Source organism: Vibrio sp. TRT 17S01, assembly GCF_050113695.1.
Lineage (GTDB): Bacteria > Pseudomonadota > Gammaproteobacteria > Enterobacterales > Vibrionaceae > Vibrio.
Genome location: NZ_JBNJOG010000007.1, coordinates 179,001 through 197,885 on the forward strand (window position 1 = coordinate 179,001; position 18,885 = coordinate 197,885).

At 45.2% G+C, this 18,885-nt stretch carries 15 protein-coding genes; 14 read left to right on the forward strand and 1 reads right to left on the reverse strand.

The window, feature by feature from the left end; genetic code table 11:
* Positions 1 to 5 precede the first annotated feature (5 nt).
* Positions 6 to 2,513, reverse strand: a complete 2,508-nt coding sequence (locus ACQEXS_RS13115; RefSeq protein ID WP_427014123.1) for a penicillin-binding protein 1A — start codon at positions 2,511 to 2,513, stop codon at positions 6 to 8.
* A gap of 142 nt (positions 2,514 to 2,655) precedes the next feature.
* Between ACQEXS_RS13115 and pilM the strand changes: the two genes are divergently transcribed.
* The 14 genes from pilM to cadB all read left to right on the forward strand — a co-directional run bounded on the left by pilM (position 2,656) and on the right by cadB (position 18,762).
* Complete coding sequence (gene pilM, locus ACQEXS_RS13120) at positions 2,656 to 3,651, forward strand: type IV pilus assembly protein PilM (RefSeq protein ID WP_427011038.1); 996 nt, start codon at positions 2,656 to 2,658, stop codon at positions 3,649 to 3,651.
* A complete protein-coding gene (locus ACQEXS_RS13125; protein WP_427014124.1) occupies positions 3,641 to 4,231 on the forward strand; it encodes a PilN domain-containing protein in 591 nt (196 codons plus the stop codon). The genes pilM and ACQEXS_RS13125 overlap by 11 nt, the downstream gene beginning before the upstream one ends.
* Positions 4,224 to 4,814, forward strand: coding sequence for a type 4a pilus biogenesis protein PilO (locus tag ACQEXS_RS13130; RefSeq protein WP_367987938.1), 591 nt, complete (start codon positions 4,224 to 4,226; stop codon positions 4,812 to 4,814). Before ACQEXS_RS13125 ends, ACQEXS_RS13130 begins: the two co-directional genes overlap by 8 nt.
* Positions 4,804 to 5,322, forward strand: a complete 519-nt coding sequence (locus ACQEXS_RS13135; protein WP_367987939.1) for a pilus assembly protein PilP — start codon at positions 4,804 to 4,806, stop codon at positions 5,320 to 5,322. Before ACQEXS_RS13130 ends, ACQEXS_RS13135 begins: the two co-directional genes overlap by 11 nt.
* Positions 5,323 to 5,407: 85 nt before the next feature.
* A complete protein-coding gene (locus ACQEXS_RS13140) occupies positions 5,408 to 7,078 on the forward strand; it encodes a type IV pilus secretin PilQ (protein ID WP_427014184.1) in 1,671 nt (556 codons plus the stop codon).
* A gap of 175 nt (positions 7,079 to 7,253) precedes the next feature.
* Positions 7,254 to 7,772, forward strand: coding sequence for a shikimate kinase AroK (aroK, locus tag ACQEXS_RS13145; RefSeq protein WP_367987941.1), 519 nt, complete (start codon positions 7,254 to 7,256; stop codon positions 7,770 to 7,772).
* Between the two features lie 33 nt (positions 7,773 to 7,805).
* Positions 7,806 to 8,900 carry a 3-dehydroquinate synthase gene (gene aroB / locus ACQEXS_RS13150; protein ID WP_427014125.1) on the forward strand — a complete coding sequence of 365 codons (1,095 nt, stop codon included), beginning with the start codon at positions 7,806 to 7,808 and terminating at the stop codon, positions 8,898 to 8,900.
* Positions 8,901 to 8,997: 97 nt separating this feature from the next.
* The gene (locus ACQEXS_RS13155) at positions 8,998 to 10,515 is read left to right on the forward strand and encodes an SPOR domain-containing protein (protein ID WP_427014126.1); all 1,518 of its coding nucleotides are present in this window, start codon (positions 8,998 to 9,000) and stop codon (positions 10,513 to 10,515) included.
* Between the two features lie 69 nt (positions 10,516 to 10,584).
* Positions 10,585 to 11,409, forward strand: coding sequence for a Dam family site-specific DNA-(adenine-N6)-methyltransferase (locus ACQEXS_RS13160; RefSeq protein ID WP_367987944.1), 825 nt, complete (start codon positions 10,585 to 10,587; stop codon positions 11,407 to 11,409).
* A gap of 103 nt (positions 11,410 to 11,512) precedes the next feature.
* Positions 11,513 to 12,184 carry a ribulose-phosphate 3-epimerase gene (gene rpe / locus ACQEXS_RS13165; protein WP_367987945.1) on the forward strand — a complete coding sequence of 224 codons (672 nt, stop codon included), beginning with the start codon at positions 11,513 to 11,515 and terminating at the stop codon, positions 12,182 to 12,184.
* Positions 12,185 to 12,188: 4 nt separating this feature from the next.
* The gene (locus ACQEXS_RS13170; RefSeq protein ID WP_427014127.1) at positions 12,189 to 12,869 is read left to right on the forward strand and encodes a phosphoglycolate phosphatase; all 681 of its coding nucleotides are present in this window, start codon (positions 12,189 to 12,191) and stop codon (positions 12,867 to 12,869) included.
* A 123-nt stretch (positions 12,870 to 12,992) separates the two neighbouring features.
* Positions 12,993 to 14,030, forward strand: a complete 1,038-nt coding sequence (gene trpS, locus ACQEXS_RS13175; RefSeq protein WP_427014128.1) for a tryptophan--tRNA ligase — start codon at positions 12,993 to 12,995, stop codon at positions 14,028 to 14,030.
* A gap of 324 nt (positions 14,031 to 14,354) precedes the next feature.
* Positions 14,355 to 16,985, forward strand: coding sequence for an ExeM/NucH family extracellular endonuclease (locus tag ACQEXS_RS13180; protein ID WP_427014129.1), 2,631 nt, complete (start codon positions 14,355 to 14,357; stop codon positions 16,983 to 16,985).
* A gap of 445 nt (positions 16,986 to 17,430) precedes the next feature.
* Positions 17,431 to 18,762, forward strand: a complete 1,332-nt coding sequence (gene cadB / locus ACQEXS_RS13185) for a cadaverine/lysine antiporter (protein ID WP_367987949.1) — start codon at positions 17,431 to 17,433, stop codon at positions 18,760 to 18,762.
* Positions 18,763 to 18,885 lie beyond the last annotated feature (123 nt).

Here is an 18,885-nt window from a genome sequence, read left to right on the forward strand (position 1 = left end):
TTGCATTAGAACAATTCTTCACTTTCTGATGTGGTATAGATACTGTCGGTAATTTCATCCACCGCATATTCGGTTGGTTCTGTACCTTCAGTAAAGTATTCAAACATCGAACTGCCATCGTTCTTGTTGGTGAGTAAGCCGGTATCGCGGTCGATACGAACGCGAACCACGCCCTCTGGGATCTGTTTTTGGTGCTCTGGTTTGTCAGCAAGCGCAGCTCGCATGAAGTCAACCCAAGCTGGTTGTGCAGTTTTGGCACCCGCTTCAGCACCAGAGATCTGACCATTGCCTAAATTCGCGTTTGGTGTGGTTTTACCGAGTGCGCGGTTATGGTTATCAAAACCAACCCAAGCGACAGCGACAATACCTGGACCGTAACCGTTGTACCACGCATCTTTAGAATCGTTTGTAGTACCGGTCTTGCCGCCAATGTCACGACGTTCTAACTTCTGACCACGCCAACCCGTGCCATTCCAGCCCGTACCATCGCGCCAGTTACCACCACCCCAAATGTTGCTATACATCATCTCTCGAACGAGGAACGCAGTCTGCTCAGAGATTACTTTTGGTGCGTATTGCTGTTCCTCAGTAGTTGTCACATCTTGCTCATTAAACTTGTTATCGCTGATAAGTGTTGGCTGACAATTTTGATCGCAAATGGTTTTTGGTGTGGCTTCAAATTCAATATCACCATATGGTCCTTCAAGTTTTTCGATGTAGAACGGCTCAACGTAGTAGCCACCGTTTGCGAAAACAGAGAATCCTTGTGCCATTTTGACCGGTGTTAAGCTACCTGCACCAAGGGCGATTGTTTCAGAGCGTGGCAGTTGGTCGATATCAAAACCAAAACGAGTTAGGTATTGACGGGTTTCATCGAGACCAACTTCGCGCAACACGCGAACGGCCATTACGTTTTTCGATTGTGCTAAGCCAATACGTAAACGAGTTGGACCAGAATAGGTTGGGGGTGAGTTCTTCGGACGCCATGCCGTACCTTGACCACGATCCCACTTATTAATAGGAGCATCGTTAATCAAGCTCGCCAATGTCATCCCTTTATCAATTGCTGCCGAATAGATAAATGGTTTGATACTTGAACCTACTTGGCGAACGGACTGTGTTGCTCGGTTAAATTTGTTGTGAATGAAGTTAAAACCACCAACCAATGACAAAATAGAGCCATTTTCTGGATCCATTGCCACAAACGCTGTGTTCGCATTTGGTACCTGACTTAAAGCCCAACTTGTGGATTGTTTATCTTGTTGTTCACCGGTGATCTGACGGACCCAAATTTGCTCTCCGGCGATCAGGATATCTTTAGCCGATCTTGGTGCGGGACCTTGACGGTTGTCTGTACGGAACTTACGTGCCCAACTCATACCGTTCCATTCAATGGTTTGTTCACCCTGATTCTTAACTTCAACAACGGCTGACTTAGCATTGACTTGTGTAACAACGGCTGGAATAAGAGAGCCATAAGTTGGGACATCATCTAAAATCTCATCGATTTGATCACGATTCAGCGGCGTTTGTTCTGCTTTCCACAAAACTTTTTCCGCACCGCGATAACCGTGGCGCTCGTCGTAAGAGAGCAGATTGTTGATGGCAGACTTATTTGCTGCGTTTTGTAACTTTGAATCAATGGTGGTGTAGACGTTCATACCTGAAGTATAAGCATCTTCGCCATAGCGTTTAACCATCCATGCGCGCGCCAACTCTGCTACATAAGGAGCACTCAATTCGATTTCAGCGCCATGGTAATAAGAGACAATCTCTTCAGAGCGGGCTTGATCGTATTCTGCTTGCGTGATGTATTTTTCGTCGAGCATACGCATCAAGACCACATTACGTCGATGTGTTGCACGTTCAACCGAATAGATTGGGTTCATGGTTGAAGGTGCTTTTGGCATACCGGCAAGTGTCGCAATTTCACTTAAGGTTAGGTCTTTCAGATTTTTACCGAAGTAAACACGGGCCGCAGCACCAAAACCGTATGAGCGGTAGCCAAGGAAGATCTTGTTAACATACAACTCCATGATCTCTTGTTTACTTAACAACTGCTCAATGTGAATCGCAATAAATACCTCTTTCACTTTACGCATCAATTTCTTCTCATTGGAGAGGAAGAAGTTACGTGCTAGCTGCTGAGTAATGGTACTTGCCCCTTGCTTTGCTGAGCCAGAAAGGGCAACAACAACGGCCGCACGAGTGATGCCGATTGGGTCTATGCCTGGGTGATCATAGAAGCGGCTGTCTTCTGTCGCGATCAGAGCATCAATTAGATGCTGAGGGATCTCATCGTAACGGACTGGAATACGGCGCTTTTCACCGAATTGAGAAATTAACTTCCCATCCTTACTAAAGACCTGCATTGGAGTTTGCAGTTTGACGTCACGCAAAGTTGCTACATCGGGTAGGTCTGGCTTGACGTACAAATAGAAGCCGAAAATTGTACCGACTCCAAGAATCATGCAAATCAATGCAAAAATGAACAATCGCTTTATGAACTTCACCGGAGAATCCCTGATTAGTTAAGGCCTGAAAGATACAAACCCTTGTACTCTAAGCTAAAAATTTAGCTCGATTTCATTTGTATGCTCGTTAAACCACCAATTAAAGCATAAGAGCTAAGCAGTAGTCACGGAGCTGAGTTGTATGGGTAAATCACTAGTCACTGGCATTGACATTGGTCACCACAGTATAAAAGCAGTGGTGTTAAAGCCAGTTAAAGGCACATTCACACTTGCTGGTTACAAAGAGTTGCCAATTGAAGCAGACATTTTCTCTGATAACCACATGTTAAATTATCAGAAAATTGTAAAGAAACTCAAAGCGCTAAGGAAGGGTTTACCATTATTTAGCAGCAGAGTCGCGCTTTCGGTACCAGACAACACCGTAATAAGCAAAGTATTACAAATAGATAGTGAGCTCGATGATAGAGAAAGAGAGTTCGCTATTTTTCAGAATTTTTCTCATCAATCCCCATTTCCAATTGAAGAACTGCATTTGGATTACATCGAACTACCGAAAAAATCGGTTAGCCAGACCACGGTAAGCTATCAAGTCTATGCCACAAAGAAAGATCTGGTGGAAAGTCGAGTTAATGCGGCTGAAAAAGCGGGATTTCAGCCTTTTTTAATGGAGATGCAAGCACACAGCCTTACTCATGTGTGGCAAAAAGTGTCACAGCAAGAAAATAAGTCAGACTGGTTATTGGTTGATATTGGATTAAGTCAGACTTTGATGTGCATCGATTTTGCAGATAAAGCCCCTTTTCATAAAGAGCTGGCATTAGGTACACAAGTAATTGATGCAAAAGGGGAGTATGAGCATCTCATGCACAGCAGTACCGAACGTTTCATTTTTGGCTTGATTGAAAAACTACAACGCAACATTCAGATCCTTGGCTCTGTCCACGGCACGCCCATTAAAGGCATTTGGCTGACAGGGGGAGGGGCAGCAACCCCGATGTTAGTGGAAGAGATTCAGCGCCGATTAGAAGTGGAATGCGAAGTATTGAATCCCCTGCACCTATTTAAAGGCAAACGCAGTAAACATACGGCAGAAATGGAAAATGGTTTTGCCTTCAGTACCGCTGTTGGGCTGGCATTAAGAGGCATTGACTGGATGGAGCAATCTCATGCTGCATAGTATTAACTTACTTCCTTGGCGTGAAGAGTTACGTGAGCGTCATAAAAAGCGTTTCTTATCGTTACTTATCCTCGGGATCCTAGTGGGGATAGGTATTCAATGGGGAATTGGGTTGTATATCAGCAACGAGACAGAAAAGCAGCAATCTCGTTTGTCTTATCTCAATAGTTATATTGCTGAACTTGACCGCCGCATTGCTGCACTTAAACAAGTTGAGCAAGATCATGCGGCATTGCTTACTCGGCTAGCGGTGGTCGAGAAGCTACAAAAACAACGCAATAAAACCACGGACTTTATGAACTTGATGCCAGGCTTGATCCCGGAAGGTGTCTATGTCGATAAGATCAAAATGGGTGGTAATGAAATCGAGATTGCTGGGATCAGTGATACCACTTCACGCTTAGCTACGATGCTCGATAACCTTGAGAAATCGAGTAAGTTGAATGAGGTCGAAATGCACTCGATTGTGCATGGTAAGGTTCGTTTCGGTAAGAAATTTCAAACCTTCAAAGTCTCATTTAATTTCCTGACTGATGAGCTGCCGCAAACTCCAGAGAATGGAGGTAAACGTAATGGCTAGTTATCAAGATCTTGATATTGAAGAAATCGCGGAATGGCCTTTAGTGCCACAGGTTATCGTCATTACGGTGTTGGTTATTATCCTGCAAGGGTTTGGTTATTGGTTCTATCTCAAGCCTCAAGCAGAGCAGCTCGAATCGTTAATTCAAAAAGAACAAACATTAAAGACGACGCTTACCATCAAAGCCAATAAAGTCGCCACACTACCGAAGTTACAGGCGCAATTGGATGAACTCTCGGAGCGATATGATTTTCTTTCACGTCAGCTTCCGGTTCAGAAAGAATTAGCCAGCATGTTGGCATCTGTGAATGAACTTGGACTGAAAAACTCACTTACGTTTACACGAATTGATTGGGGTGAAAAACAGAATCAGGAATTCCTGTATCGCTTGCCGTTGAACATCGAGTTGACGGGGGATTATCACAATATTGGTGATTTTTCTCAGGCGATTGCTGAGCTACCACGGATCATCCATTTTGACGATGTGTATTGGCAGCGAGTGAGTCAAGAGAGCAGCACGCTTCACTTCCGTGTCCGTGCTTATACCTATCAGTTTAAGCCGGAGGTAAAAGATGAAGGTTAAGCTGTCATTGGTTCTTCCTTGTGTACTGATGTTGTTGTCTGGATGTAAAGCCAATCAAGATTCTCTTAGTGACTTTGTCAGTCAAACTGAGCAGAAAGCACGCAAAGATGTGTCGGCATTAACGCCGTTGAAAGAGTTTAAAGTCGCCGAGTATTCACAACACGCTATGCGTGAACCGTTTGTTTTGCCGCAAGCTGCATTGGTGCTCAATCAGCCGAATGTAAAAAAAGACTGTTGGCAGCCTGCACCACGACGCAAAACAGGACAGCTAGAGCGTTTTCCTCTAAGCAAATTGCGTTTAAAAGGTGTGATGAGTAGCAATGGTCGAGTCTCGGCCTTAGTGCAGACGCCAAGAGGTAACGTTGTCAAAGTGAATGCAGGTCATTATGTCGGTTTGAATAACGGCAAAATCACACGCGTCACCAATCAATATTTACAGATTAATGAAACTTTACCCGATGGGTTAGGGTGTTGGAATAAACGCAACGTCAAGTTAGCGCTTAAATAGATGTCATTGATGAGATGAAAAAATGGTAAAAGGATTAAAAGATCGGCTAGTTTACCGCAGTCGCATGATGTGGTTAGTTGGAGCAATGCTGATGTCAGCGGTTAGTGTTGCAGCGGAAGATAACCCTTCCAATACCCTGAAAAATATTGATTTCAGAGTAGATGGAAAGCAAAACTCAAAAATTATTATTGAGTTAGAAAGTCCTCGTTTAGCGGTTGACTTACAAAAAGCGCAGGAAGGGTTGAGTATTGAGTTACTGAACACGCATGTTCCGGACGATAAACTCTATCTACTTGATGTGAAGGATTTTGCGACGCATGTGGAGTCCATTGAAGTATTCCGCAAAGAACCAAGTGCTTTACTGATTGCCAGTGTTAAAGGTGACTACACCTACAATTACACACTGAATGGTAAGTTCTTAGAGGTTGTCGTTTCTAAAGTTGAAGCCGATGCGGTACCTAAACAAAAGAGTATTTTGGAAAAAGAAGGGAAAAAAATCTCGATTAACTTCCAAGATATTCCAGTGCGAAATGTCTTACAGCTCATTGCGGACTATAACGATTTTAACCTTGTGGTTTCAGACTCGGTAACTGGCAACTTGACGTTACGTTTGGATGGTGTGCCATGGCAACAAGTGTTGGATATTATTCTGCAGGTCAAAGGGTTAGATAAGCGTGTTGATGGTAATGTGGTGCTGGTTGCGCCTAAAGCTGAACTTGATTTACGTGAGAAACAGAAACTAGAGCAAGCGCGTATGGAAGAAGAGTTGGGCGATCTCACCTCTGAAATCATCAAAGTGAAGTTCGCGAGTGCCTCTGAAATTGCTGAAATGATTGGAGGGGAAGGCACAGTCAACATGTTGTCTGAACGAGGTTCAATCAGCATCGATGAGCGCACTAATTCATTGTTAATCCGAGATTTAAAAGAAAATATTGATGTGATCCGTGAAATTGTGGATTCACTCGATATTCCGGTTAAACAGGTGCAGATTGAGGCTCGTATTGTTAGCGTCAATGAAGGTGACTTAGATGAACTTGGCGTTCGCTGGGGCGTGATGTCTACCAATGGGAGCAATTCGGTAGCGGGCTCCATTGAAGGTAATCTGTGGCAAGCTGGACTTTATGGTGGCGATGGTGAGTCAGGTGATGGTGCGCTACCCATTGATGATTTCCTTAACGTGAACCTAGCAGCGACGGCGGCCAATGCTTCTTCTATCGCCTTCCAAGTGGCTAAGCTTGGTTCCGATACCTTATTGGATCTGGAACTCTCGGCGTTGCAACGTGAGTCGAAAGCGGAAGTGATTTCCAGCCCGCGGCTGATCACAACTAATAAAAAGCCCGCTTACATTGAACAAGGTACCGAAATCCCTTACTTAGAATCCTCTTCGAGTGGAGCAACCAGTGTAAGCTTCAAGAAAGCAGTACTAAGTTTGAAAGTAACGCCACAAATAACGCCAGATAACCGTTTAGTCCTTGATTTGAGTGTCACTCAGGATAGGCCTGGTGATGTGGTGAAAACCGGTACCGGAGAAGCGGTTGCCATCAATACTCAGCGGATTGGGACGCAAGTCTTGGTCAACAATGGTGAAACGGTTGTGCTTGGTGGTATCTTCCAGCACAGCATAACGGATACGGTCGATAAAGTGCCGCTATTGGGCGATCTGCCGCTATTAGGCGCATTATTCCGTCGTAGTTACCAGCAAATGGGTAAAAGTGAACTCTTGATTTTTGTCACACCGAAGGTGGTTGTGCAGTAATATCGGCAATGAGTTAAAAATAAATTTGCATTAGTGGCACCATATCTAGATAATTTCGGGTCTTATCACGAATTATCTGTGAGGAATAGGTGCCACAAGCATTTTCTGAGCTGGTAGAAAACCAGCACGTCTTGTGGCGATGTCATTGAATTAACGTTGTAAATTACTGCTAAACATGGCTGAGAAACGCAATATTTTCCTTGTTGGCCCAATGGGAGCCGGCAAAAGCACAATCGGTAGACACCTGGCTCAACAGCTTCATATGGAGTTTGTTGATTCCGATACCGTTATTGAAGAGCGCACTGGCGCAGATATCGCTTGGGTATTTGATGTCGAAGGTGAAGAAGGTTTCCGCGTCCGTGAGGAAAAGGTGATCAACGACCTGACTGAAGAGCAAGGTATCGTACTTGCGACAGGTGGCGGCTCAATTAAGAGTAAAGATAACCGTAATCGACTTTCTGCTCGCGGTATTGTTGTTTATCTAGAAACGACCATCGAAAAACAGTTGGCACGTACTAACCGCGATAAAAAACGTCCTCTGCTTCAGACTGATAACCCACGTGATGTATTGGAATCACTAGCGGAAGAACGTAATCCTCTGTATCAAGAAATTGCAGACTACACCGTACGAACTGACGATCAAAGTGCAAAAGTGGTAGCCAACGAGATCGTAAAAATGCTAGAAGAACGTTAAGGCGTTTTTAATTTCTAGTATTTGGAGTCTCCCATGGAACGGATAACGGTCAGTTTAGGTGAACGTAGCTATCCAATCTCAATTGGTGCCGGATTGTTTAACGATCCGGCCCTCCTTTCTTCTCTATCTGCAAAACAAAAAGTTCTGGTTATCTCTAATGTCACTGTTGCCCCATTGTATGGCGATAAGATCTTAGATCTGCTCGCTCAGATTGGTTGTGAAAGTGACTTATTAGCGTTGCCAGACGGTGAGCAATATAAATCGCTCGATACCTTCAATACGATCATGAGTTACCTTCTGGAGAAAAACTACAGTCGGGATGTTGTGATCATTGCGCTAGGTGGCGGTGTTATTGGTGATTTGGTCGGTTTTGCGGCAGCTTGCTATCAACGTGGTGTTGATTTTATTCAGATACCAACCACCTTGTTGTCTCAAGTCGATTCATCGGTTGGTGGTAAAACGGCGGTAAACCATAAGCTAGGCAAGAACATGATAGGGGCATTCTATCAGCCTAAATCTGTGATTATTGATATAGATTGCTTAGCTTCGCTCCCTGAGCGAGAGTTTGCAGCTGGCATGGCTGAAGTGATCAAATATGGCATCATTTATGATGCGCCATTCTATAATTGGCTTGAGGCTAATTTGGATAAGCTGTATGCCCTAGATGAGGCGGCACTGACGTATGCCATTGCTCGCTGCTGTGAGATCAAGGCTGAAGTCGTTGCACAAGATGAGAAAGAAGCTGGTATTCGTGCGTTGCTAAACTTGGGTCATACTTTTGGTCATGCGATAGAAGCAGAGCTTGGTTATGGTAATTGGCTCCATGGTGAAGCGGTTTCTGCGGGTACGGTTATGGCTGCAAAGACGGCTCAGCTGCAAGGGCTGATTTCTGAGCAGCAGGTTGAGCAAATTATTTCTATACTCAAAAGAGCTAAATTGCCAGTCCACACACCAGAGAGTATGTCATTCGATGACTTTATGCGTCATATGATGCGTGACAAAAAAGTGTTGGCGGGTGAGCTGAGACTGGTGCTTCCTACCAGTATTGGCAGTGCAGAAGTTGTGAAAGGTGTGCCTGACTCAGTGATTGAACAGGCGATTGATTTCTGTCGTAATATTCCCAAGTGATCCCATTTTTAATCATTTCGCATTACACCTTGAGATTACTTGGGTATAACTAGTTATCCAATCTTTGTTGACAGTTAACTGTCTGTAGGACGGCGTAATGAGTTTAACGCATGCATCTCATGTGTTGGATCTGGAATCTCAAACAGAGCTGCTTGAACGCTTGCAGCTCTTGACTAATTTCGGTTCAAATTTGATCACCGTAGGTGGTGCAAATGGAGCTGGAAAGTCGTGGTTAGCGCAACGTTACCTTGAAGTATGGGCGGAAGATAAAAACCAATCGTTGTTGATGTGTCACCCTAACCAAGATGATGATCAGCGCCGCTCAACCATCCTTACCCAACTCGTCTCTGATCCTCTGTTTAATCCTGCCGATAGTTTAGTGGACAGTTTTAGCCGCCTGTTTGATGGCGTGTCGTGTGATATTGCTATTGTGGTGGATGATGGCCACTTATTGAGTGAAACATTTATTTCTGAGCTATGGATGTTGGTGCTTGAAGCACAAACCAACCCTGCTTGGAGTATTAACGTTGTGTTATTTGCTCAGGCCAGCAGCTTGGGGCCTTTACTCACTCGCTTAGGTTATGGCCAAGAGCATAAACCCATTGATTTGGAAATTGATGCGTTATCAAAAGAAGAAGCTGACCGTTTTTTCGAGCAATTGGTCATGCGTTACATTGAAGATGACATGGAAAAGTGTATTCGACATGCTTATCGTAAAGTAAACCGATTACCAGGAGAGATCATGGCACTGAGTGAACATAAGCCAGAAAAACGTATCATCATTCGTTCTATTGTCGGCTCTCCAATGAATATTCTGCTAGTTATTCTAGTACTGCTACTACTCATCGGGGGAGGGTACTGGTGGCTGATGAACCAACCTACGCCAGATGAGAAAGCAGAACAAATCAATCAAACTGTTGAGCAGACAGTGATTCCTACATTGGCAGAAACAGAAAGCCAGAATGCTTCAAACCCTCAATCAGCTGAATCTAGTGATGTTACTGACCCGCTATTGGCTGATGCAGAAGATGACTCAGCGGCACTACCACCTGATGTTACCTCTGAAACGGCGAGTGTGGGTTCTGACAGCGATGATAATCAACGTGTTGTGATCACTTCTGAAGTGGTGGATGCGTTGTTGGAAGACAAGCCAGAAAGTGTTGATACGAGTGCTATTGATGACGTCGTTGAACAATCAAAAGTACCGGAAACAGAAGCGGTGACGACTGTTCAAGAAGCTGCGGAGCAAAATACTTCTGTTGATGAGCAGCCCGCAGAAGCAACGCCTCCCATTGCCAACACCGCCATTGAGTTTTCATTTGCCCGTGAAGAATTGAAGGCATTTTCAGCACGTAGCTACACATTGCAGCTGGCAGCGGTGAATACCTTAGCCGAGGTGCAAACCTTTATTAACCGCTATGAGTTAAAAGATAAAGTGTATGTGTACCCGACCATTCGAAATGGGGTGGAGTGGTTTATCGTTACCTATCAAAATTACCCAACGATTCAGCTCGCTAGGGATGCGGTAGAAACACTACCAAAATCACTACAACAACTGGATCCGTGGGCGAAATCAATGAATCAGGTTCATCGAGAGATTGATCGTGCGAAATAACGCTGAGCTTCGTTGCAAAATATGTTACATTCCGCTCCCTTAACTTGTGGTTGATAGATAGAGCAGTTGATGAAGAAGCAGCGTGCCTTCCTGAAATGGGCAGGTGGAAAATACGGACTTGTTGAAGATATCCAGCGTTACTTACCTGAGGGACGTAAGCTGGTGGAACCGTTCGTTGGCGCTGGTTCGGTATTCCTTAATACGGATTACGACCACTACCTGTTGGCAGACATCAATCCAGACTTGATTAACCTGTACAACTTGCTCAAAGAACGCCCGGAAGCATACATTGCTGAAGCAAAGCGTTGGTTCTGCCCAGAAAACAACCGCAAAGAAGCCTACTTAGATATTCGCGCCCAGTTTAACGCGACACCTGATGATGTAATGTATCGTTCGGTGGCTTTCCTCTACATGAACCGCTTTGGCTTTAATGGTCTATGCCGTTACAACAAGAAAGGCGGCTTTAATGTGCCGTTTGGTTCTTACAAAAAACCATACTTTCCAGAAGCTGAACTGGAGTTTTTTGCAGAGAAAGCTAAAAAAGCCACTTTTGTCTGCGAAGGCTATCCTGAAACGTTCAAGCGCGCGCGCAAAGGGAGTGTGGTTTATTGTGATCCGCCGTATGCCCCGCTTTCCACGACAGCAAACTTCACCTCATACGCGGGGAATGGTTTTACACTGGATGATCAAGCGGCTCTCGCCGATGTTGCTGAAAAAGCGGCGAATGAGCGTGGTATTCCCGTACTGATTTCTAACCATGATACAACGCTAACGCGACGCTTATACCATGGGGCAGAGCTGAATGTGGTGAAGGTGAAGCGTACCATCAGCCGCAATGGGGCTGGACGCAATAAAGTCGATGAATTGCTCGCGCTATTCAAACCGACAGAATAACATTTCTTATACAAATTCTATGATCTGACCTAAGGCTTAGGTAGAATTGCGCGCAGAGTTTCTTCAGTGTGCAATGATGCCCAACTAAACCTAGAGGTCAGGTATGAAAGATTTCCTTATCGCTCCATCGATTCTGTCTGCAGATATGGCTCGCTTAGGCGAAGACGTAGAAAAAGTACTCGCAGCAGGTGCTGATGTGGTTCATTTCGACGTAATGGACAACCATTACGTACCCAACCTAACCTTTGGTGCGCCAATCTGTCAGGCGCTACGTGACTACGGCATTACGGCACCCATTGATGTTCATCTAATGGTGAAACCTGTTGATCGCATTGTTCCTGATTTTGCAAAAGCGGGTGCATCGATGATCACATTCCATATTGAAGCTTCTGAGCACGTTGACCGTACACTGCAACTGATCAAAGAGCACGGCTGTAAAGCGGGCGTGGTACTCAACCCAGCAACGCCACTCTCTCACCTAGAGTACATCATGGATAAAGTTGACCTGATCCTACTGATGTCAGTGAATCCAGGCTTCGGTGGTCAGTCGTTTATTCCTAAGACGCTTGATAAGCTGCGTGCGGTACGCAAGATGATTGATGAATCTGGCCGTGATATCCGCTTAGAGATCGATGGTGGGGTAAAGGTTGATAACATTAAAGAGATCGCGGAAGCGGGTGCAGATATGTTTGTCGCCGGTTCTGCCATCTTTAATCAACCAGACTACAAAGAAGTGATTGACCAAATGCGCGCTGAGCTAGCAAAGGTTAAGTAATTCGATGAGCACAATTAAACTAATCGCATTTGATTTAGACGGTACGCTCTTAGACAGCGTACCTGATTTGGCGGTTGCGGCAGATCAAGCGGTGCAAGCTTTGGGTTATCCTGCCGTCACAGAAGAGCAAGTGCGTGATTACGTTGGTAATGGTGCTGATATTTTAATTGGCCGCGCTTTGAGTGGTAGCCTGACAGTCTCACCCGATCTTGACCCTGAGTTACATGCCAAAGCACGAGAGCTTTTTGATGACTACTACGAAAAGAGTGGCCATAAGCTCAGCCATCTTTATCCTGCGGTAAAAGAGACCTTGGCTGAACTCAATAGAGCTGGCTTTACTATGGCGCTTGTGACTAACAAGCCATCGAAGTTTGTCCCTGAAGTTTTAGCCAAGCATGGCATTGATAAGTATTTTGTTGATGTGATTGGCGGCGATACCTTCCCTGAAAAGAAGCCAAACCCGATGGCTTTGAATTGGCTGTTAGAAAAACACGGTTGCCAGCCACAAGAGATGTTGATGGTTGGTGATTCAAGTAACGACATCAAAGCAGCGAAAAACGCAGGCTGCCACTCGTTTGGTTTGACTTACGGCTACAACCACGGTGAACCGATCTCCGCTGCTTCACCGGATTTTGTCGCAGATAATATTGGACAATTGCTCGATGTGGTGCTCGTTTCTGCGTAAAGCAGTGAAAACTTCATCGCTACATCTAGCAAAATAGTTGCTAATAAGTACACTGAGTAAACCGCACAATTAGGCGTGCGGTTTTTTTCATTTTTAGATTAAGAAGTCAAAGGAATCATTCTCATGAGCAAACCCATTGTATTGAGTGGTGTTCAACCGTCAGGTGAACTAAGTATCGGTAACTACCTGGGTGCTCTACGTCAATGGCAACAGATGCAAGACGACTATGATTGCCAATACTGTGTGGTAGACCTTCACGCAATTACGGTTCGTCAAGATCCAAAAGCGTTACATGAAGCGACGCTAGACGCACTGGCAATTTGTCTCGCAGTTGGTGTTGATCCAAAGAAGAGCACGCTATTTGTTCAGTCACATGTACCAGAACATGCTCAACTTGGTTGGCTTCTTAACTGTTATACCCAGATGGGTGAATTGGGTCGTATGACTCAGTTTAAAGACAAATCAGCACGTTACTCAAATGACAGCTCAAGCCAGTTTGGTGATGTAAACGTGGGTCTGTTTGACTACCCAGTGCTAATGGCCGCAGACATCCTGCTTTACGGTGCACACCAAGTGCCAGTGGGTAGCGACCAGAAGCAACACCTAGAGCTAGCACGTGATATTGCAAATCGCTTTAACAACATCTACTCGCCAGAGCAGCCAATCTTCCAAGTGCCTGAGCCATACATTCCAACGGTAAACGCGCGCGTAATGAGCCTTCAAGACGCAACGAAGAAGATGTCGAAGTCAGATGATAACCGTAAGAACGTGATCACCTTGCTTGAAGAGCCGAAGTCGATCATTAAGAAGATCAACAAGGCGCAGACTGACACAGAAACACCACCGCGTATCGCTCACGATTGGGATAGCAAAGCAGGCATTTCAAACCTAATGGGCCTTTACTCTGCAGCGACAGGAATGAGCTTTGAAGAAATTGAAGCGAAATACCAAGGCGTTGAAATGTACGGCCCATTCAAGAAAGATGTGGGTGAAGCTTTGGTGGCGATGCTTGAGCCAATTCAAACGGAATACCGCCGTATCCGTGAAGATCGCACATTCATGAATGAAGTGATGAAGCAAGGTGCTGAAAAAGCGTCGGCTCGTGCAGCGGAAACATTGAAAAAGGTGTACGAAGCCGTCGGTTTTGTTGCTCGCCCATAATTTCCTCTCTTAATAAAAAGCCCCGCACAGGAAACTGTGCGGGGCTTTTTTGTCTTAAATTTTAGAAAATTCCCATACAAATCAATTTGTAATATCGAATGCCTAGCGGTTTGTTACTTTGAGTGTTGAAACCTTGCGCTGGCTTCAAGTATTTACTCTATTAATGAGACTTTGTTCTCGATATGAAGTGTGAATGGTTTGAGTTTGCAGTGAAAAGTCCAACACTGTACGCGCAAAATTCAAAGGTAAATTCTATTAACGTGATGATGAGTGCCTTTTCTGATGGATGAGCGACATATCAGAAAGGGCGATAAGAGGTGGGAAATGGATACCAAACTTACTCGCAATGTTCTTGCGCTAGCAATCGGCGCAACCTTAGCTGCACCTGCGATGGCTGATGTAGTGATCTCTCAATATGTCGAAGGCGGTAGCTACAATAAGGCAATCGAGATTGCGAACACAGGTGATAAAGCCGTGTCTTTAGATGGCTACGACCTAGTGAAGTCTGCAAATGGAGGCAATTGGGGGGCACCACTGTCACTCGATGGCAAAGTGCTGCAAGCTAAAGAAGTCCTTGTAGTTGCCAATAATCGTGCAAGCGATGAAATCAAAGCATTGAGCGACATTGTTGAAAACTCGATCACCAGTTTTAATGGCAACGATCCTATCGCTCTACGTAAAGATGGTGAGGCTGTTGATGTTATTGGTCACATGAGCAGTGACTACTGGGGTAAGGACACCACGTTAGTACGTGCTGACTTAACACCATCTGCAGCTTATCAACCGAGTCAGTGGAGCGCGCTGGAAAAAGATAACATTGAGGGGTTGGGTTCATTAGATGCGGGTGAGCTACCACAGCCATTTGCGTGTACCGACAATGGCAGTGAACCTAATTTCACCTCAATTCAAGCGATCCAAGGTGAAGGCGACACTTCACCATTTATTGATGGTTACCCTTACATCACTGATGAAGAGTTCTTTGTACGTGGGGTCGTGAGTGCAGTGACTACGGGACTCACTAAAGGTTTCTTCTTACAAGCACTTGAAAATGACTACAACCCAAATACTTCGGAAGGCTTATTTGTTCATACCAACCAATCCAGCTCTGAATTGAAGCCGGGCGATGTGGTGTGTGTGAAGGGTAAAGTGCAAGAGTTTTACAGCCATACGCAGCTGAAAGCTGACAACAACAATTGGGTGAAGCAATCAGAACAAGCAGCACCAGAAGCATCTGAGATTGAAATTTTAGCCACAGATGACAACTTCGATCGCACACTTGAGCGTTATGAAGGCATGCTGGTGAAAACCACAGAAGCGCTGGATATGCGTGTTACCCGTACCTTCGGTTACGACTACCCAGCACGTCGCAACAACATGGTGTTGGCTCAAGGTCGTATCAACATGCAGCCAAACCAAATGTTTGCTGCTGGATCGGAACAAGCGCAGCAGCTAACGCAAGAAAATGCGCAGCGCCGTTTGTACGTAGAGTCTGATCAAAAAGCATCGGATGGTCAGATCCCTTACTACCCTGAGTTTGGTCGCACTGATGTTGACCAAGATGGCTCAACGGAAGATTACATCCGCATTGATGACACGGTTGTTGGCCTTGAAGGTGTGTTGCACTACAGCTACGGCGACTACCGTCTGACAGTGACGAATCAGCTGACGGCAGATAACTTTGTCCACAACGATCCTCGCACTGCAGCGCCAGAGTTAAAAGAAGGCGACTTACGTATCGCTACATTCAATGTACTGAACTATTTCAATTCACCATACGGCGGTGATGCAAACCTGCATTGTGGTAATCAAAGCCTAGAGAAATGTAACCGTGGCGCTGATAACGCAGAAGAGTTTGCGGTTCAACAAGCGAAAATTGTGGATGCTATCGTGCGTTTGGATGCGGACATTGTTGGCTTAATGGAGATCGAAAACAACGGTTTTGGTGATGGTTCAGCGATTAATCAGCTAGTGACCGCACTGAATGATCGAATTGACGAAATGTACGCTCACAAAGTCGCGCATAAGAAACATTATACTTTTGTTGCTATCGACTCGAATGATGATGGCCGCACAGATGAAATGGACTCTATCGGGACTGACGTGATCACTACGGGAGTTATTTACCGTAAGAAAGTTGCGAAACTGAAGCAATCCCGTGTTATTCCAATGCCAAGCCAGCAAGCGCCAGAAGTGGTTGATGACAATGGTAAGGTGATTGAGAGCGGTAAGAACTACCAGCGTGATTCATTGGCACCAACCTTCAAGATAAAACATGCGAAAGATCCACTGACCGTTGCCATTAACCACTTTAAGTCGAAAGGCTCGAAATGTTGGGAAGATGCCGCTCCTGTTGAACAAGGTGGCCAAGGCATGCAAGATGCGGATAAACAAGGTTCTTGTGAAAACTTCCGTGTTGCAGCCGCTGTTGCATTGGGTGATGCTCTGGAGCAAATCAAAGGTCATAAAGTGATTTTGGGTGACATGAACTCGTACGGCATGGAAGACCCGATGCTGGTTCTGACGGATTACTCCCAAGAGAAATACGGCAAAACGATCAAGGCAGCACGTAATACCTTCGTCAATGGTGTGGAGCAATATGGTGATGAAGGTGCAGTGATCAACCATAACTATGGTTACATCAACGCAGTGGCAATGAAACACCCAACGAGCTGGAGCTACTCATTCAATGACGAAGTGGGGGCACTAGACCACTTACTTGTAAGTAAGAGCTTAAAAGGCAAAGTTGTGGATGCGACTGACTGGCATATTAATGGTGGTGAGTCGACCTTGTTTGACTACAACGATGAGTTCAAAGGAGACATGCCGAAATACAACGACCATTTCCGCTCTTCTGATCATGACCCAGCGGTGTTAGAGCTGAAGATGGGTGGTTCATTTGGCTTTGCAGCACTGATGTCATTGTTTGGCATTGCGGCTTGGCGACGTCGTAAGTAACAGCGAAAATCATTTTATTTAAAAGCCAGCATCTGCTGGCTTTTTTTATGTTTCACCGCTATTCGTGCAGGGGTTAGGAAGGGAGAGGGCGCTTTTCTTGGAGGTAAACCCGCTTGGTTGATATCAACTTAAGATGAAAGGACAACCTTGAGTGTGGTTTAGCGCTAGGTTGATGTTTTTATGTCGAGGTGGATGAGTTTTTAGGTTTTTATCTATTACATTGAAACTAAAGGGGTTATTGTCTTTTGTTTATCATGTTTATATCAAGAAGGTGATGATTAGCTAATCATTTTATTGATAACGGTAAGTTTATTTTTTTTCTGACTTTTCGGCGTAGTCTGCCTTTCGAAATGTAGCGAGGGGTTAACGCTGATGAGGCACAACATCTTCGCTAACAAATTGAGCTTGAGCGGATTCGCTCGCTTAGAATTGATTTGGAGATGTTATGTCATCTAATACAAAAAAAATCGGTGTGATTGCCTGTACAGGTGTGGTCGCCGGTAACATGATGGGCAGTGGTATTGCCTTATTACCTTCGAGCTTGGCAACCGTCGGCTCTATTTCTCTATACAGTTGGCTGATCTGTATTATCGGCGCTCTAAGCTTGGCGTTTGTGTTCGCTCGTCTGGCAACCAAAAACCCACAAGAAGGTGGCCCTATCGCTTATGCAGGTGAAGTGTCTCCGGTGTTTGGTTTCCAAACGGGCGTGCTGTACTACCACGCGAACTGGATTGGTAACCTTGCGATTGCCATTACTGGTGTTTCTTACCTATCGGTGTTTTTCCCAATCCTGAACAACCCAATTCCAGCAGGTATCGCGACGATTGCATCGGTTTGGATTTTCACTTTTGTGAACCTATTAGGTGGTAGCTGGGTCAGCCGTTTATGTACGCTTGGTCTCGTTCTTATCTTGGTTCCAGTACTAGGTACCGCATTTGTAGGTTGGACTCACTTTAGCCCTGAAATCTACTCACAAAACTGGAATGTGTCTGCAGGTAGTGACAGCCATGCAGTGATCACCGCCGTCCTAATTTGCCTATGGTCATTCGTCGGTGTGGAATCGGCAGCGGTTTCTTCGGGTATGGTTGAGAATCCTAAACGCACAGTACCACTGGCAACAATGTTAGGTACCGGTTTAGCGGGCATTATCTATGTTATTTCTACTCAAATGATCAGCGGCATGTTCCCTGCGTCTGAAGTGGCGGCATCCGGTGCGCCATTTGCTTTGGCTACCACTGAAATCTTCGGCAGTTGGACTGCACCATTCGTTGCTGCATTCACTGCGCTAGCGTGTTTCACATCACTGGGCTCTTGGATGATGTTAGTGGGCGAAGCAGGTAAACGTGCAGCAAGTGATGGCAACTTCCCTAAAGTCTACGGTGAAACTGATAAAAATGGTGTGCCTAAGAAGGGCTTGGTTCTGGCTTCAATCAAAATGACAGCGTTAATGTGTGTGATGATGATGTTCAGCTCTAAAACTGCCCACGCAGCCGATCTGTTTAACCAGCTAACTACTGATGCAGTTCTACTTACTATGCTGCCTTACTTCTACTCAAGCATTAACTTGATCCGTTTTGAAGGGATGACCACTCGTAACGGCTTTGTCATGTTGTTCTCTGGTATCGCTTGCCTATTCTGCATGATCGCTCTCGCTGGTGCGGAAGGCACCACACTGACAGCGACCTTCATCATGTCACTGGTTATTTTGATGTTCTACAGCAAAAAAGCTGGCCTAGCCCAGTACATGGAACGTCAACAGAGTGAAACAACGGCTTAAGCCAATCACTTACTCAATTCTCGCTGGCGTATAGCGCGCCAGCCCCTGATTTACCTCTCGGCGCTCGTCTTACTCATTACCTGACTCAGGTGAAGAGCGCCTTTTTTCGCCTTGGAGATGTCC

Bases quoted from the DNA above. Each gene is read 5' to 3' on its own strand.
- pilM (WP_427011038.1), top strand. From the start codon at position 2,656: ATGGGTAAATCACTAGTCACTGGCATTGACATTGGTCACCACAGTATA.
- ACQEXS_RS13125 (WP_427014124.1), top strand. From the start codon at position 3,641: ATGCTGCATAGTATTAACTTACTTCCTTGGCGTGAAGAGTTACGTGAG.
- ACQEXS_RS13130 (WP_367987938.1), top strand. From the start codon at position 4,224: ATGGCTAGTTATCAAGATCTTGATATTGAAGAAATCGCGGAATGGCCT.
- ACQEXS_RS13135 (WP_367987939.1), top strand. From the start codon at position 4,804: ATGAAGGTTAAGCTGTCATTGGTTCTTCCTTGTGTACTGATGTTGTTG.
- ACQEXS_RS13140 (WP_427014184.1), top strand. From the start codon at position 5,408: ATGCTGATGTCAGCGGTTAGTGTTGCAGCGGAAGATAACCCTTCCAAT.
- aroK (WP_367987941.1), top strand. From the start codon at position 7,254: ATGGCTGAGAAACGCAATATTTTCCTTGTTGGCCCAATGGGAGCCGGC.
- aroB (WP_427014125.1), top strand. From the start codon at position 7,806: ATGGAACGGATAACGGTCAGTTTAGGTGAACGTAGCTATCCAATCTCA.
- ACQEXS_RS13155 (WP_427014126.1), top strand. From the start codon at position 8,998: ATGAGTTTAACGCATGCATCTCATGTGTTGGATCTGGAATCTCAAACA.
- ACQEXS_RS13160 (WP_367987944.1), top strand. From the start codon at position 10,585: ATGAAGAAGCAGCGTGCCTTCCTGAAATGGGCAGGTGGAAAATACGGA.
- rpe (WP_367987945.1), top strand. From the start codon at position 11,513: ATGAAAGATTTCCTTATCGCTCCATCGATTCTGTCTGCAGATATGGCT.
- ACQEXS_RS13170 (WP_427014127.1), top strand. From the start codon at position 12,189: ATGAGCACAATTAAACTAATCGCATTTGATTTAGACGGTACGCTCTTA.
- trpS (WP_427014128.1), top strand. From the start codon at position 12,993: ATGAGCAAACCCATTGTATTGAGTGGTGTTCAACCGTCAGGTGAACTA.
- ACQEXS_RS13180 (WP_427014129.1), top strand. From the start codon at position 14,355: ATGGATACCAAACTTACTCGCAATGTTCTTGCGCTAGCAATCGGCGCA.
- cadB (WP_367987949.1), top strand. From the start codon at position 17,431: ATGTCATCTAATACAAAAAAAATCGGTGTGATTGCCTGTACAGGTGTG.